The organism is Rhizorhabdus wittichii, assembly GCF_017607425.1.
Taxonomy (GTDB): domain Bacteria; phylum Pseudomonadota; class Alphaproteobacteria; order Sphingomonadales; family Sphingomonadaceae; genus Rhizorhabdus; species Rhizorhabdus wittichii.
Genome location: NZ_CP059319.1, coordinates 188,949 through 204,210 on the forward strand (window position 1 = coordinate 188,949; position 15,262 = coordinate 204,210).

Consider the following 15,262-nt stretch of genomic DNA (forward strand, 5'->3'; position numbering starts at 1 on the left):
CTATATTCGGCGCATGGCCGATCCGCGTCCCGAACCGTCGATGGAAGACATCCTGGCTTCCATCAAGCGAATCATCCACGACGATCCCGCACCGCCGAGGCCGATGGCCGCGGCGATGGCGCCGCCCGTCCAGGCTCCGCCCGAGCCGCCGCGCGTCGCGCCCGCCGATCCGGCGCCGCCCTGGCCGCGGCGCGCCGATCCGACCCCGCCCGATTCGATCCTCGAGCTGACCGACCGGGTGCCCGATGCCTTCCAGGCGCGCCACCACGCGCCCGCGCCGCCGCCCCAGATGGCGCCCGCGCCCGCGCCGGCTCCCGTCCAGCGCGCGGTCGAGCGGCTGCGCCAGGCCGAGGCGGAGATGCCCGAGCCGGCGCCGCGTCCGGTGCCGCGCGATCTGCTGCCGCGCACCCCGGCGCCGCGTTCGACCGGCGGCGACGTCACCCTCGACGCGCTGGTGCGGGAGATGCTGCAGCCGATGCTGGCCGACTGGATCGAGCGCAACCTGCCCGACATGGTCGAGCGGCTCGTCCAGGCCGAGATTCGGCGGATGACCGACAAGGGGTGATGCGGCGGGGCCGATCCCAAGGCTGTACCACCCGGGTCATACAGTCTTGGCGAGCGGGACCATTTTGGTCTAGGCCTCTGCCATGCAGAAAACATCGCTTCTGGCCATCGGCCTGATCGCGGGTCTCGGCGCTGCGGCGCAGGCCCGCCCGCTCACCATCAACGACGTCGTCTCCCTCTCGCGCATCGGCGGCGCCGACGTGTCGCCGGACGGCCGCTGGCTGGTCTGGGACCAGCGCGAGACCGACATGGCCGCGAACAAGGGCCGCACCGACCTGTGGCGCCTCGACCTGTCGCGCAAGGGCGCGGTTCCCGAGAAGCTCGCCGCCGATCCGGCGAAGAGCGAGTCCGGTCCCGCCTTCTCGCCCGACGGCCAATGGGTGTTCTTCACCGCCGACAACGGCGGCAAGTCGGCGGTGTGGCGGGTCGCGATCGCGGGCGGCGCGCCCGAGCTGGTCGTCGACCAGGACGTGAGCGGCTTCCGGATCGCGCCGACCGGCGACAAGCTGCTCGTCTGGGCCGATCGCCCGGTCGGCGCGAAATCGCTCGCCGACAAGGCCGCGAGCAAGGACGGCGGCAGCGCCCGCACCTACGACCATTATTTCGTCCGCCATTGGGACACGTGGAGCGACGGCCAGCGGTCGCAGCTCTTCGTCCTGCCGCTGGCGGGCGGCAAGGCGACCGGCGACGGCGTCGCGATCGGCGGCGCGCTGGTCGGCGACACGCCGTCCAAGCCGTTCGGCGACGGCAGCGAGATCGCCTGGAGCAAGGACGGCAGGACCGTCTATTTCACCCTGCGCGAGGCGGGGACGACCGAGCCGCTGTCGACCAATCTCGACATCTTCGCGGCGCCCGCCGACGGGTCGGCCGCGCCGGTCAACCTGACCAGGGCGAACCAGGCCACCGACACGCTGCCGACCGTCTCGCCCGACGGCAAGTGGCTCGCCTATGTCGCGATGAAGCGGCCGACCTACGAGGCCGACCGGCAGGTGATCCAGCTCCGCAACCTCGCCACCGGCCAGGTCCGCGCGCTGACCGAGGGCTGGGACCGTTCGGTCGGCAGCCTCGCCTGGAGCAAGGACGGCAAGACGCTCTACGCCACCGCGCAGGACACCGGCGACGACGCGGTGTTCGCGGTCGACCTCGCCACCGGCAAGCCGACCCGGCTGACCGGGGAGGGCACCGCGGCGGGCGTCCTCGCGACGCCCAAGGGTTATGTCTACACATTGAACAGCCTGACCGCCCCGTCCGACTTCTACGCCGGGACCGGCGTGAAGGCCGGCGGCAAGCCGACCCGCCTGACCTGGGTCAACAAGGACAAGCTCGCCGGCATCGACATGCCGAGCGTCGAGCATGTCGGCTTCAAGGGCGCAAATGGCGACACCGTCTGGGCCTATGTGATGAAGCCCGCAGGGCTGGCCGAGGGCGCCAAGGCGCCGATGGCCTTCCTCGTCCATGGCGGCCCGCAGAGCAGCTTCGGCAACGGCTGGTCCTATCGCTGGAACCCGGCGCTGTTCGCGGGCGCGGGCTATGGCGCGGTGATGGTCGATTTCCACGGGTCGACCGGCTACGGCCAGGCCTTCACCGACGCGATCAACAAGGACTGGGGCGGCAAGCCGCTCGAGGACCTGAAGCTCGGCTTCGCGGCCGTGACCGCCAAATATGGCTGGCTCGACGGCAGCCGCGCCTGCGCGGCGGGTGGCTCCTATGGCGGCTATATGATGAACTGGATCGCGGGCAACTGGCCCGACGGGTTCAAGTGCCTCGTCACCCATGCCGGCGTGTTCGACGCGCGCGCCATGGCCTATGAGACCGAGGAGCTGTGGTTCGACGAATGGGAGCATGGCGGCCCCTATTTCGAGGTGCCGGCCAATTACGAGAAGTGGAACCCGGTCAACCACGTCGCCGCCTGGAAGACCCCGATGCTCGTCATCCACGGCGAGAAGGACTTCCGCATCCCCTATACCCAGGGGATCGCCGCCTTCACCGCCGCCCAGCGCCGCGGCATCGAATCGCGGCTGGTGGTCTATCCCGACGAGAACCACTGGATACTCAAGCCGAAGAACAGCATCCAATGGTATACCGAGGTGCTCGGCTGGATGGACGAGCATACCAAGGGGAAGTGAGCCGGACGTCATGCTGAACGCGTTTCAGCATCCACCGTGCCACAAGCCGCGACAGTGCGGATGATGGGTGGATGCTGAAACGCGTTCAGCATGACGGCTTTTTTGTAAGTGACGCGCTTACAAATCAGTGGCGCGGCTCCCGCTTCCCCCGCTAAAGCCGGCGCCATCATGACGATCGACAAGACCTTCGACCCCGCCGCCATCGAGGCGCGCTGGTATGCCCATTGGGAAGACAACGGCCTGTTCCGCCCGGAACGTCCGGAAGCCGAGCCCTATACCATCGTGATCCCGCCGCCCAACGTCACGGGCAGCCTGCACATCGGCCATGCGCTCGACGACACGTTGCAGGACGTGCTGATCCGCCACGCCCGGCTGAAGGGTAAGGACGCGCTGTGGGTGGTCGGCACCGACCATGCCGGCATCGCCACCCAGATGGTGGTCGAGCGGCAGCTCGACGCCAAGGGGCAGAAGCGCACCGATTTCACGCGCGAGCAGTTCATCGCCAAGGTGTGGGAGTGGAAGGAGGAGAGCGGCGGCACGATCACCCGCCAGCTCCGCCGGCTCGGCGCGTCGTGCGACTGGGCGAACGAGCGCTTCACCATGGACGAGGGCTTCTCGAAGGCGGTCCTCAAGGTGTTCGTCGATCTCTACAATCAGGGCCTGCTCTATCGCGACAAGCGGCTGGTCAACTGGGATCCGGGCCTCAAGACCGCGATCTCCGACCTGGAGGTCGAGACCAGGGAGGTGCAGGGCAGCTTCTGGCACTTCTCCTATCCGCTCGCCGACGGCCAGGAAATCGATGGGATTGGCGCGATCTCGGTCGCCACGACCCGGCCGGAGACGATGCTCGCCGACATGGCGGTCGCGGTGAACCCCGAGGACGGCCGCTACCGCGCGCTGATCGGCAAGCAGGTCAGGCTGCCGATCACCGGCCGGCTGATCCCGATCGTCGCCGACGAACATGCCGATCCGGAGCTGGGTTCGGGCGCGGTGAAGATCACGCCGGGCCACGACTTCAACGATTTCGAGGTGGGCAAGCGCGCCGGCTTCAAGCCGGCCGACATGCTCAACATGCTCGATGCCGAGGCGAAGATCGTCCAGACCGCCGACGGGCTGATCCCCGCCGACTATCTCGGCCTCGACCGGTTCGAGGCGCGCAGGAAGGTGGTCGCGGCGATCGAGGCCGAGGGCCGGCTGGAGAAGGTCGAGGACCGCGTCATCCAGACGCCCTATGGCGACCGCTCCAACGCGGTGATCGAGCCCTGGCTGACCGACCAATGGTATGTCGATGCCGAGACGCTGGCCAAGCCCGCGATCGAGGCGGTGCGATCGGGCGCGATCAGGGTCGTCCCCGAAAGCTGGACCAAGACCTATTATAACTGGCTCGACAACATCCAGCCCTGGTGCGTCTCGCGCCAGCTCTGGTGGGGCCACCAGATCCCGGCCTGGTACGACGCCGACGGCCAGGTCTACGTCGCCGAGGACGAGGCCGCCGCGTCGGCGCTCGCCGGCGGCAAGGCGCTGACCCGGGATTCCGACGTGCTCGACACCTGGTTCTCCTCGGCGCTGTGGCCGTTCGGCACGATCGGCTGGCCCGACCAGGCCGGCCAGCAGCCGCCCGAGGCCTATCAGGCGGGCGCCGCCGGCAAGGCCTCGAAGCTCCAGCGCCATTATCCCAACGACGTGCTGATCTCGGGCTTCGACATCCTGTTCTTCTGGGACGCCCGCATGATCATGCAGGGCCTGCACTTCATGGGCGAGGTGCCGTTCCGCACCCTCTACCTGCACGGCCTGGTCCGCGCGGCGGACGGGTCGAAGATGTCGAAGTCGAAGGGCAACACGGTCGATCCGCTCGGCCTGATCGACAAATATGGCGCCGACGCGCTGCGCTTCACCCTGACCGCGATGGAGAGCCAGGGCCGCGACATCAAGCTCGATGAGAAGCGGGTCGAGGGCTATCGCAACTTCGCGACCAAGCTGTGGAACGCGGCCCGCTTCGCGCAGGGCAACGGCATCGGCGCGTCGACGACGATCGAGCCGCCGGCGGCCGAACTGGCGGTCAACCGCTGGATCATCGCCGAGACGGTCAGGACGGTGCAGGCGCTCGACCTCGCCATCGCCGACCTGCGCTGCGACGAGTCCGCCAACACGATCTACCAGTTCGTCTGGGCGAGCTTCTGCGACTGGTATCTTGAGCTGATCAAGCCGGTCCTCGCCGAGGGCGCCGACCAAGGGCTGGCGGCCGAGACGCGCGCGGTCGCGGGCTGGGTGCTCGACCAGATCCTGGTCATGCTCCACCCGTTCATGCCGTTCATCACCGAGGAACTGTGGCACGCCCTCGGCCGGCGGGATTACGACATCATCGTCGCGAAATGGCCGATGGCCGACGCTCGCGCGATCGATCCGGCGGCGCAGCAGGAGATCGACTGGCTGATCCGCATGGTGGGCGAGGTCCGCGCGGCGCGGACCGGCCTCAACGTGCCCCCGGGCGCGCGGCTGCCCGCTTATGCGCGCGGCGCTTCCGAGGAGACCCGGCGGCGGCTCGCGGCGAACGCGGTGGCGATCGCACGGATGGCGCGGATCGACCTGGCCGAGGGCGAGGCCCCGGCCGGCGGCGCGGCGCAGGTCGTCGTCGACGAGGCGACCTATGTGCTGCCGCTCGAAGGGGTGATCGACCTCGATGCCGAGCGGGCGCGCCTCGCCAAGGGCATCGCCGCGGCGGAGAAGGAGCGCGACGGCCTCGCCGCCCGCCTCGGCAACCCGGCCTTCGTCGAGAAGGCGAAGCCCGAGGCGGTCGAGAAGGCGCGCGCCGACCATGCCGAGAAGAGCCTGGAGGCCGAGCAGCTCGGCGCCGCGCTCGCCCGTCTGGGCTGACCGCGATGGCGGGGGGACGGCAGGACCTGACGCAGGGGCCGATCGCGAGCACCCTGTTGCTGTTCGCCATCCCCACGCTGGCGGCGAACGTCCTCCAGTCGCTCAACGCCTCGATCAACACGGTATGGATCGGGCGCTTCCTCGGTGAGCGGGCGCTGGCGGCGACGGCGAACGCCAGCAACATCCTGTTCCTGATCTTCTCCGCGCTGTTCGGATGCAGCATGGCGGCGATGATCCTGGTGGGCCAGCATATGGGCCGCAGGGACGTCGACGGTGCCCGGCGCGCGGTCGGCGCGGCGGCGACGCTGCTGCTCGGCATATCCTTCGTGATGATGGCGATCGGCATCGGCCTGACCGACAAGCTGCTCCACCTGCTCGGCACCCCGGCCGACGCGGCCCCGCTCGCCTCGGCCTATCTCAAGATGATGTTCTGGAGCTTGCCGTTCAGCGCGATCATGGTGCTGCTGATGATGACCCTGCGGGGCATCGGCGATGCGATGACGCCGCTCTGGTTCATGATCGTCGGGATCGTCCTCGACGCCGGGCTCAATCCCTTCTTCATCGCCGGGATCGGTCCCTTTCCCGAAATGGGGATCGTCGGGTCGGCGGTGGCGACGCTGATCGCCAACGGGGTGTCGATGGTCGGCATGCTGGCCGTCGTCTATTGGCGCGACCTGCCGATCCGGCTGCGCGGCCGCGAACTCGCCTATCTGCTGCCCGGTCCCGCGCTCATCCGCCTGATCTTCGGCAAGGGCATGATGATGGGCCTGCAGATGTTCGTGCTCACTGCCGCCGCGCTGGTGATGGTCGGGCTGGTCAACCAGGCCGGGGTGATCGTGACCGCCGCCTATGGCGTCGCCTTCCAACTCTGGAACTATATCCAGATGCCGTCGATGGCGGTGGCGTCGGCGGTCAGCGCGATGGCGGCGCAGAATATCGGCGCCGGCCGCTGGGACCGGCTGGGGTCGATCACCAATATCGGCCTGCTCTACAATTTCCTGATGACCGGCGTCCTGATCGCGCTGCTGACGCTGGTCGACGATCATGTCCTGGGCCTGTTCCTCGGCGCCGGGAGCCCGGCGATCGGGGTGGCGGAGCGCATCCACCTGCTGGCGAGCTGGAGCTTCCTCTTCTCCGGCGCGACGATGGTGATGCTCGGCACGATCCGGGCGAACGGCGTCGTGCTGATGCCGCTGATCATCATGATCGTCGGCCTGTTCGCCTGCCGGCTCGGCTTCGCGCTGTTCGCGCAGCCCTGGCTGCATTTCGACGCGCTGTGGTGGGCCTTCCCGGTCGGGTCGATGGCCTCCGCCGCGTTGACCTGGGCCTATTACCGGCAGGGCGGCTGGAAGAAGACCTCCTTGGTCGAGCAGGCCGAACGCGCCGAGCACGCGCCGGCCTGAACCCCCCGTCACCCTGAACCGACGTCACCCCGCGGCGCGGGGCGTCATCACCCGCACGGCGCCGGCCGCGATCCGTGCGGTGAACGGCGTCCTTGCCAGCACCTCGCCGTCGATCGACACCTTCTGCGGGGGGATCGTCTCGATCCCGATCGCATGGCCGCGATATTCGACCGTGGTGTCCTTGCGCGCGCGCAGCCGCAGCCAGCTGGTGAACCAGCTCCAGCCGAGCTGCGCGGGCGATCGGCCGACCACCGCCTGCACGACGATCTCGCCGCTCTGCGGATCGGCCTCGTCGACCAGCTCGACCCCACCATGATAGGGGCCGTTGGCGATCCGCACCTCCAGCGCGTCGAGTTCCTCGCGCACCCCGTCATGGGTGACGACCAGCCGGAAGGACTTGAACTTCATCGACTGCCAGGTCGCCCAGATCAGGTAGCCGAGCCGGCCGAGGCTCTTCTTGAGCAGCGGCGGGATCTGCCCGCCGATCCGGGTCGACAGGCCGATCGCCGCGCAGTTGCAATAATAGTCGTCGTCGATCATGCCGAGGTCGATGCGGCGCGGCACCCCGTTCGCGATCACGTCGATCGCGCCGTCGAGGTCGAGCGGAATCTCCAGCGAGCGGGCGAAGCTGTTCGCGGTGCCGAGCGGCAGCGGCGCGAAGATCGTGTCGGTGCCGACCAGATGGTCGACCGCGCAGGACAGCGATCCGTCGCCGCCGCCGACGATCAGCATCGCCGGCTTCCTCGCCATCGCCTCGGCGACGACCGTCTCCAGCGTGCCGGGCCGGTCGATCGCGATCGCGTCGGCCAGCTCGATCCCCGCCGCGAGCAGCTTGTCGCGCGCGACCTCGAACTGCTTGCGGCCTTGCCGCGACAGGGCGTTGACGATCAGGATCGCGGAACGGGGCGGGGAGGCGGGCTGGGTCATGCGGAAGGCTCAACGCGCCACGATCGTTTCGGATGCATAGCCTCCTTCATCATGCATGATGTCAGTCGTCATGTCGGCGGAGGCCGGCATCTCGGGCGGCTCCTGCCTCGCCCTCATCTCCTCTCTCCCGAGATCCCGGCCTCCGCCGGGATGACGATTGGCGCCTTTGCACCCGCTCGCCCCACCCGCTAAAGCAGCGCGCATGACTCAGCCCGCCTTTCCCGCGCTTCGCCTGCGCCGTCCGCGCCGCCATGGTTGGAGCCGCGCGCTCTTCGCCGAGAATGTCCTCACCCCCGCCGATCTGATCTGGCCGCTGTTCATCGCCAATGGCGACGAGGTCGAGCCGATCGCCTCGCTGCCGGGGGTCTCGCGCTGGCCGCTCGCGCAGATCGCGGCGCGGGCGAAAGAGGCGCGCGACGCCGGCATTCCCTGCCTGGCGCTGTTCCCCAACACGCCGCGCGACCGACGCAGCGACGACGGGCGCGAGGCGCTCAACCCCGACAATCTGATGTGCCGGGCGATCCGCACGATCAAGGACGCGGTGCCCGACATCGGCGTGCTGACCGATGTCGCGCTCGATCCCTACACCACCCACGGCCATGACGGCCTGGTCGACGCCGGCGGCCATGTCCTCAACGATCCCACCAAGGAGGTGCTGGTCGGCCAGGCGCTGGTCCAGGCCGAGGCGGGCAGCGACATCGTCGCCCCGTCCGACATGATGGACGGCCGGGTCGGCGCGATCCGCGAAGCGCTCGAGGCCGGCGGGCATGTCGACGTGCAGATCATGGCCTATGCGGCCAAATATGCCTCCGCCTTCTACGGCCCGTTCCGCGACGCGGTCGACACGCGCGGCCTGCTCAAGGGCGACAAGAAGGGCTATCAGATGAACCCCGCCAATGCCGAGGAGGCGCTGCGCGAGGTGGCGCTGGACCTGGCCGAGGGCGCGGACAGCGTGATGGTGAAGCCGGGCCTGCCCTATCTCGACATCGTCCGCCTGGTGAAGGAGCGGTTCGAGGTGCCGGTGTTCGCCTATCAGGTGTCGGGCGAATATGCGATGATCGAGCTGGCGGTCGCCGCCGGCGCCGCCGATCGCGACGCGATGGTGCTGGAGACGCTGATGGCGTTCAAGCGCGCCGGCGCGTCGGGCGTGCTCAGCTATCACGCGCTGCACGCGGCGCGCCTGATGGGCGCATGATCGCGACCGAGCGGCTGGTCCTGCGCCGCTGGCGCGAAAGCGACGCCGCGCCCTTCGCCGCGATGGGCAACGACCCGGCGGTGATGGAATTCCTCGGCCCGCCGATGACGGCCGACGATGTCGCGCAGGCGATCGAGCGCCAGAACGCCTTCCTCGACGCGCATGGCCATTGCTTCTGGGCGGTCGAGCGGCGCGAGGACGGCGCCTTCATGGGCTTTTGCGGGCTCAAGCCGGGGGCGGCGGGAACGCCGATCGAGGGGCGGATCGAGATCGGCTGGCGGCTCGCCCGGGCCTGTTGGGGCCAGGGTTATGCGCGCGAGGCGGCGCAGGCGTCGCTCGACTGGGCCTGGCGCCATCTCGACGCCGACGCCGTCTGGGCGATCACCGTCCCCGCCAATGTCCGTTCCTGGGGACTGATGGAGCGGCTGGGGATGACCCGGCGCCACGAACTCGATTTCGATCATCCGCTGCCCGGCCTCGAGGAGCGGCTGAAAGCCCATGTCACCTACAGCATCGAAAGACCCAGATGAGCGACGCACCCACCATCCTGACCTATGAAGGCATCACCCCGGCGATCGACGAGAGCGCCTTCGTCGCGCCCGGCGCGCGGGTGATCGGCGATGTCGTGATCGGGGCGGAATCGAGCCTGTGGTACAATGTCGTCGTGCGCGGCGACGGCAACTATATCCGCATCGGCGCGCGGACCAACGTCCAGGACGGCAGCGTCATCCACATATCCGCCCACACCCATCCGACCGTGATCGGCGACGACGTGCTGATCGGCCATATGGCGATGGTCCATGGCTGCACGCTGCACGACCGCTCGTTCGTCGGCTTCGGCGCGGTGGTGATGGACGGCTGCGTGATCGAATCGGACGCGATGCTCGCCGCCGGCGCGATGCTGACGCCGGGCAAGCGCATCCCCAGCGGCCAGCTCTGGAGCGGCCGCCCGGCGCGCTACATGCGCGACCTGTCGCCCGAGGAAATGGCCGGCAACCAGAAGGGCGTCGCCGCCTATGTCGTCGAGGCCCGCAAGCACCGCAAGGCGCTGGCTGAGGCGCAACCGGCGGAATAATCGCGCGCAATCTCCTGTCATCCCGGCGAAAGCCGGGATCTCTCTTTTCTTCGTCCTTTCTCCCGAGCGCGGAAAGGCAGGGAGATTCCGGCTTTCGCCGGAATGACGGTGGATGGGAAGGCGTTGCCGCCACCATCGCCCGCGCCTATCTTGGCGGCATATCCGCATCGAGGTCCCATTCCATGTCCACCCATGAAGATCGGCTGAAGGCGCTCCGCGAGGAACTGGTGCGCCGCAAGCTGGACGGTTTCGTCGTGCCGCTGACCGACGAGCATATGAGCGAATATGTCGGCGCCTATGCGCAGCGGCTCGCCTGGCTGACCGGCTTCCAGGGGTCGGCGGGCTCCGCCGTGGTGCTGCCGGCGGAGGCGGCGATCTTCGTCGACGGGCGCTACACGCTGCAGGTGCGCGAGCAGGTCGACGGCAAGCATTGGAGCTACCAGTCGGTGCCGCAGACCAGCACCGCGCAATGGCTGGAGGAGCATGCCCCCGGCGGCGGGCGGATCGGCTATGATCCCTGGCTGCACACCAGGGGCTGGGTGACGGCTGCGCGCAAGGCGCTGGCGGCGAAGGGCGCCGAGCTGGTCGCGGTCGACACCAATCCGGTCGACGCGATCTGGCCCGATCGGCCGGCGCCGTCGAAGGCGCGGCTGGTGGTGCAGCCCGACGAGCTGACCGGCAAGTCGTCGGCCGCCAAGCGCGCCGACATCGCCGACTGGCTGACTGCGAAGGGGGCCGACGCGGCGGTGCTCTCCGCGCTCGATTCGATCGCCTGGGCGTTCAACATCCGCGGCCAGGACGTCGACCGGACGCCGGTGGCGCTGGCCTATGCGGTGGTCCATGACGACGCGACCGCCGACCTCTATGTCGCCCCCGACAAGATCGACGACGCGGTGCGCGCCCATCTCGGCAATGGCGTGCGGCTGCACGATCGCGCCGCCTTCGAAGCCGCGCTCGAGGCGCTCGAGGGCAAGACCGTCGCGGTCGACCCCGAGCGCGCGGTCGCGGCGATCTTCGCAGCGCTGGAGGCGGGCAAGGCCCGGCTGATCGAGGAACGCGATCCGGTCGTCCTGCCCAAGGCGATCAAGAACCCGGTCGAGATCGCCGGGCACAAGGCCGCGCAGGCGCGCGACGGGGCGGCGCTCAGCCGCTTCCTCCACTGGCTGTCGGTCGAGGCGCCCAAGGGCGGGCTCGACGAGATCCAGGCCTCCGACAAGCTGCAGGCGCTGCGCGCCGAGGGCGGCCTGCTCAAGGACCTGTCGTTCGACACCATCTCGGGCGCGGGGCCCAACGGCGCGGTCGTCCACTATCGCGCCAGCGACGAGACCAAGCGGGTGCTGGAGCCCAATTCGCTCTACCTGGTCGATTCGGGCGGGCAATATCAGGACGGCACCACCGACGTCACCCGCACCGTCGCGATCGGCACGCCGACGCGGGAGATGCGCGACCGCTACACCCGCGTGCTCAAGGGCCATGTCGCGATCGCCCGCGCCGTCTTCCCCCACGGGACGCGCGGCGGGCAGCTCGACATCCTCGCGCGGCAATATCTGTGGGGGGCGGGGCTCGACTATGCCCACGGCACCGGTCACGGCGTCGGCGCCTATCTGTCGGTGCATGAGGGGCCGCAGCGGATCGCGACCTTCGGTGGCGGCGACGAGCCGCTCCAGCCCGGCATGATCCTCTCGAACGAGCCCGGTTATTACAAGGCCGGCGAATATGGCATCCGGATCGAGAATCTGATCCTCACCGTGCCGCAGGCGATCGACGGGGCGGAGAAGGAGATGCTCGGCTTCGAGACGCTGACCTTCGCCCCCTATGAGCGCGCGCTGATCGACACGGCGATGCTCGACGCGGGCGAGATCGCCTGGATCGACGCCTATCATGCCCAGGTGAACGCGCTGGTCGGCCCGCAGCTCGACGGCGATGCGGCGGCCTGGCTGCGGCGGCAGACCGCGCCCTTGCTTGAAAGCGGCGATAGCCGACCTTAAGGTTCACCGCCGTTGCGATGAGTCGGGCCTTTCCACCGGCCGGGGCAGAGCTTTCGGCACCGGGGCAGGGGGAATTGGGCGACGCGCGAGATGCAGCCGTTACGCCGGATCATGACGGGCCTTCTGATCGCGTCGGCCTGCACCGCCGCGCATGGAGCCGCGCCGCTCTGGACGCCGCAGGACCTCAACCAGCGCCTGCTCGCCGCGCATAATGCGGAGCGGGCGCGGCTGGGCATCCCGCCGCTGAAATGGAGCGACAAGCTCGCCCGCCAGTCGCTCGAATGGGCGCGGCAGCTCACCCAGATCGAGGGGTTGGAGCATAGCGACACCGCCGACTATATCGACCCGACCGACGGCGAGGAGGGCGAGAATCTCTGGCGCGGCACCAAGGGCTATTACACGCCCGAGCAGATGGTGAACCTGTGGGTCGACGAGCGGAAGATCTTCGTCAACGGTCCGTTCCCGCGCAACAGCACCACCGGCCAGTGGCGCGACGTCGGCCATTATACCCAGCTGATCTGGCGATCGACGACCGAGGTCGGCTGCGCGATCGCGACGGGCGAGGAGGACGAGGTGCTGGTCTGCCGCTATCTGGAGGGCGGCAACGTGATCGGCGAAAAGCCCTACTGACCGGGCTTTCCGGCGCTTTCCTCCCCGCCGTCCGCGCCATCGTCGATCGCCCGCGCCTGCGCCTTGCGGCGGTGGAGGTTCGCGCGCAACGCCTGCGCCAGCCGCGCGGCGCGGTCGGTGGCGGATTTGGCGTCGGCGGGCTGGGGTTCGGCCTTCTTCATCGCACGATCGATAGACTTATCGAAAGATGATCGGCAAGCCGCCTTGACGTGGGCCGCAGCATTGTCCATAGGCGCGCCACACCGCCGGAGATCACCTCTCCGGCATGCCCGCAAACGCTGGCAGTGCTGCCGTAGCTCAGTGGTAGAGCGCATCCTTGGTAAGGCTGAGGTCGTGAGTTCAATCCTCACCGGCAGCACCATTTCCCGTTTAAAATCAACCACTTGGAATGGTTTGACGGAGTCGGGCCTTGCTCTTGCTTGTTTCGGGTAACGAGTCGGGTAATTTAGCGAATCGAAAACTCGATATGTTAATTGCCCCAAGCGGGAACCTGCTTGCTCATGCAGACCATCTCATATCCGCGCGGCGGATTTCGGTAGATTTTCATATCGCGCTGGCAGTCAGCCAGACGGGTATATGGCCTGCCATATTGTCGCATCGGATATTGTGAGATGAGAATGCAGTTGTGCCCGATTCCCGGCCTAGCGGCCTGAAGGCACATGAACAGCGCATAGATCGTTATCATCCCAACCTCCCTGGTGACCGGGGAGTTGAGAAGCCTCGATAAGAAGGCCGCGCACGCCTTTAGGATTGCTCCCTGGACAAATAGGGTCGTTGCGGTGGGGATGCGGCTGAAAGAGGCTGCCAGTTGCGAGGGTGCGATGCACGACTCGCCGAAGTCACCGCAGAAATCGGAGGCTCTCCATGGCGATGAAAGTCGAGCCGGCGGATGTGATCCGGCATGAAGCGCTTTTCAGTGTAGGTCTTGATGTCAGCCAGCGCAGCACGAGCATCTGCGTTGTGGATGAGCAGGGCCAGGTTGTTCTGGAAGGCCAAGCGAAGACCGACCCGTTCGAGATCGGTCGCTATTTGCAGAAGCGGCTCGACGGTCCGCTGAAGCTGGGAATGGAAACGGGGAGCCTGGCCGCATGGCTCTATCATGGTTTGCGCAAAATGGGCTTCGATGTGGTCTGCATGGATGCGGTGCATGCCCATCGGGCCTTGTCGCTGAAGCGGCACAAAACCGACCGCAACGATGCGCGTGGCCTGGCGGAACTGCTCCGCATGGGTTCCGACTGGATGAACATCGTCCATGTCAGGGAGCAGGCCAGCCAGGAATTGAGGGTGCAGCTTGCCGCCCGAGGTCGGCTGGTCAAGCAGCGTGTCGACCTCGAGAACGAGCTTTGCGGCCTGCTGAAGCCGTTTGGCTTTGTGGTGGCCCGCGGCAATGTCGGTGCAGAGACCTTCCGTGACAGGGTGGTCGATGCCCTGACGCATGCGCAGGACATAGGGATCCAGATCAAGGCTCTGCTGCTACCATTGCTTGACGTGCATCGGGTGCTCGCGCGGCATATCACCGATGCCGATGCACGGCTTGAGGCTATTGCGGCGACTGAGCCAATCTGCCGGAAGCTCATGACGATTCCGGGCGTAGGCCCCGTCACAGCGCTGGCGTTCCGTGCCGCGGTGGATGATCCATCGCGCTTCAAGACCGCCGCCGATGTGGGCGTGTATTTCGGTTTGACGCCGCGTCGGCAGCAATCCGGCGAGAAGGATCGCCACGGCCGCATCAGCAAGCGCGGCGATGTCGGCATGCGCCTGCATCTGGTGCAGGCCGCCACGGTCCTGCTCGTCAGCGTCAAGCGCTGGTCGACGTTGAAAGCCTGGGGCGTGAGGCTTGTGAATCGTATCGGCTTCAACAAGGCGAAGGTGGCCGTGGCCCGCAAGCTCGCCACCGTCATGTACAGGATCTGGCGTGACCAGAGCGTCTTTCGCTGGGGCAAGGCGACCATGGAACCTGCGGCTCCTGCCGCGGCGACCAGCTAATCGTCCGACACCAGCGGAACCTGGGCGGGCGGTCTGAACCCGCTCGGGCGTTACCTGCAGGAACGGCGGGGAGGCGACCTTGATGTACGCGTATTGTCAGACCGTCCAATGGGCGATCATGACGTTGTTGACATATGAAGGCGCCACTCGTGGAAGAACCCCAAACTGACGGCATCCGGCTCGCTCCTCCAGAAGAGGACCTAACCAACGGCCGGAACGACCTCGAAGAGAATAGCGAATCCTGTCAGCGAACGCGCACCATCAGGCAAAGGAGGGTCTGACTATGTGGCGATGAGCGATATCCCCTCTTGACCACCGCAACGAGAGAATGCGCGACAGCCGCCCGGCCGAGAAACTCGACCGGACCTTGTGACCTGGGGTTACGACGCCCCATCGCCCCTCTCAGGGCGACAGGACCAATTTGCTCATTCTGAATTCGGGCGCAAGGGGTAATGATCCCCGACGAATCAACGATCCGATATGGATCAAATGCG

13 protein-coding genes and 1 tRNA gene are annotated in these 15,262 nt (G+C 67.7%); 11 read left to right on the plus strand and 3 right to left on the minus strand.

All coding sequences use genetic code 11. The features are described 5' to 3' along the window. Nucleotides 1-13: 13 nt before the first annotated feature. Both HRJ34_RS00935 and HRJ34_RS00940 read left to right on the plus strand, forming a co-directional pair. A complete protein-coding gene (locus HRJ34_RS00935; protein ID WP_011951939.1) occupies nt 14-565 on the plus strand; it encodes a DUF2497 domain-containing protein in 552 nt (183 codons plus the stop codon). 82 nt (nt 566-647) lie between these two features. Beyond that, the gene (locus HRJ34_RS00940) at nt 648-2,690 is read left to right on the plus strand and encodes a S9 family peptidase (RefSeq protein WP_208633103.1); all 2,043 of its coding nucleotides are present in this window, start codon (nt 648-650) and stop codon (nt 2,688-2,690) included. 8 nt (nt 2,691-2,698) lie between these two features. Here the strand turns inward: HRJ34_RS00940 and HRJ34_RS00945 are convergent, their stop codons facing one another. After that, on the minus strand, nt 2,699-2,860 hold the full coding sequence (locus tag HRJ34_RS00945; RefSeq protein WP_208634438.1) for a hypothetical protein: 162 nt from the start codon (nt 2,858-2,860) through the stop codon (nt 2,699-2,701). Between HRJ34_RS00945 and HRJ34_RS00950 the strand changes: the two genes are divergently transcribed. Further along, complete coding sequence (locus HRJ34_RS00950) at nt 2,859-5,564, plus strand: valine--tRNA ligase (protein WP_226948994.1); 2,706 nt, start codon at nt 2,859-2,861, stop codon at nt 5,562-5,564. The genes HRJ34_RS00945 and HRJ34_RS00950 overlap by 2 nt on opposite strands. A 5-nt stretch (nt 5,565-5,569) precedes the next feature. Beyond that, nucleotides 5,570-6,967 carry an MATE family efflux transporter gene (locus HRJ34_RS00955; RefSeq protein WP_011951935.1) on the plus strand — a complete coding sequence of 466 codons (1,398 nt, stop codon included), beginning with the start codon at nt 5,570-5,572 and terminating at the stop codon, nt 6,965-6,967. A gap of 24 nt (nt 6,968-6,991) precedes the next feature. Here the strand turns inward: HRJ34_RS00955 and HRJ34_RS00960 are convergent, their stop codons facing one another. Further along, complete coding sequence (locus HRJ34_RS00960) at nt 6,992-7,894, minus strand: diacylglycerol/lipid kinase family protein (protein ID WP_208633104.1); 903 nt, start codon at nt 7,892-7,894, stop codon at nt 6,992-6,994. 202 nt (nt 7,895-8,096) lie between these two features. Between HRJ34_RS00960 and hemB the strand changes: the two genes are divergently transcribed. From hemB to HRJ34_RS00985, 5 genes are all read left to right on the plus strand, one after another. Beyond that, nucleotides 8,097-9,089: a porphobilinogen synthase gene (gene hemB, locus HRJ34_RS00965; protein ID WP_029548770.1), complete on the plus strand. Its 993-nt coding sequence runs from the start codon at nt 8,097-8,099 to the stop codon at nt 9,087-9,089. Continuing rightward, nucleotides 9,086-9,619 carry a GNAT family N-acetyltransferase gene (locus HRJ34_RS00970; protein ID WP_208633105.1) on the plus strand — a complete coding sequence of 178 codons (534 nt, stop codon included), beginning with the start codon at nt 9,086-9,088 and terminating at the stop codon, nt 9,617-9,619. The genes hemB and HRJ34_RS00970 overlap by 4 nt, the downstream gene beginning before the upstream one ends. Continuing rightward, entirely contained in the window at nt 9,616-10,164 is a 549-nt protein-coding gene (locus HRJ34_RS00975) for a gamma carbonic anhydrase family protein (RefSeq protein WP_011951931.1), read from the plus strand. The genes HRJ34_RS00970 and HRJ34_RS00975 overlap by 4 nt, the downstream gene beginning before the upstream one ends. A gap of 182 nt (nt 10,165-10,346) precedes the next feature. After that, a complete protein-coding gene (locus HRJ34_RS00980) occupies nt 10,347-12,152 on the plus strand; it encodes an aminopeptidase P family protein (protein WP_208633106.1) in 1,806 nt (601 codons plus the stop codon). A gap of 111 nt (nt 12,153-12,263) precedes the next feature. Further along, nucleotides 12,264-12,782 (plus strand): CAP domain-containing protein, encoded by a 519-nt coding sequence (locus HRJ34_RS00985; protein WP_148218723.1) that lies wholly within the window; start codon nt 12,264-12,266, stop codon nt 12,780-12,782. Here the strand turns inward: HRJ34_RS00985 and HRJ34_RS00990 are convergent. Then, the gene (locus tag HRJ34_RS00990) at nt 12,776-12,943 is read right to left on the minus strand and encodes a hypothetical protein (protein ID WP_167535058.1); all 168 of its coding nucleotides are present in this window, start codon (nt 12,941-12,943) and stop codon (nt 12,776-12,778) included. The genes HRJ34_RS00985 and HRJ34_RS00990 overlap by 7 nt on opposite strands. 125 nt (nt 12,944-13,068) lie before the next feature. Here HRJ34_RS00990 and HRJ34_RS00995 point away from each other — a divergent pair. Both HRJ34_RS00995 and HRJ34_RS01000 read left to right on the plus strand, forming a co-directional pair. Further along, nucleotides 13,069-13,143, plus strand: a tRNA-Thr gene (locus HRJ34_RS00995). Between the two features lie 503 nt (nt 13,144-13,646). After that, nucleotides 13,647-14,768 (plus strand): IS110 family RNA-guided transposase, encoded by a 1,122-nt coding sequence (locus tag HRJ34_RS01000; protein ID WP_208631983.1) that lies wholly within the window; start codon nt 13,647-13,649, stop codon nt 14,766-14,768. The last annotated feature ends 494 nt before the right edge of the window (nt 14,769-15,262 follow it).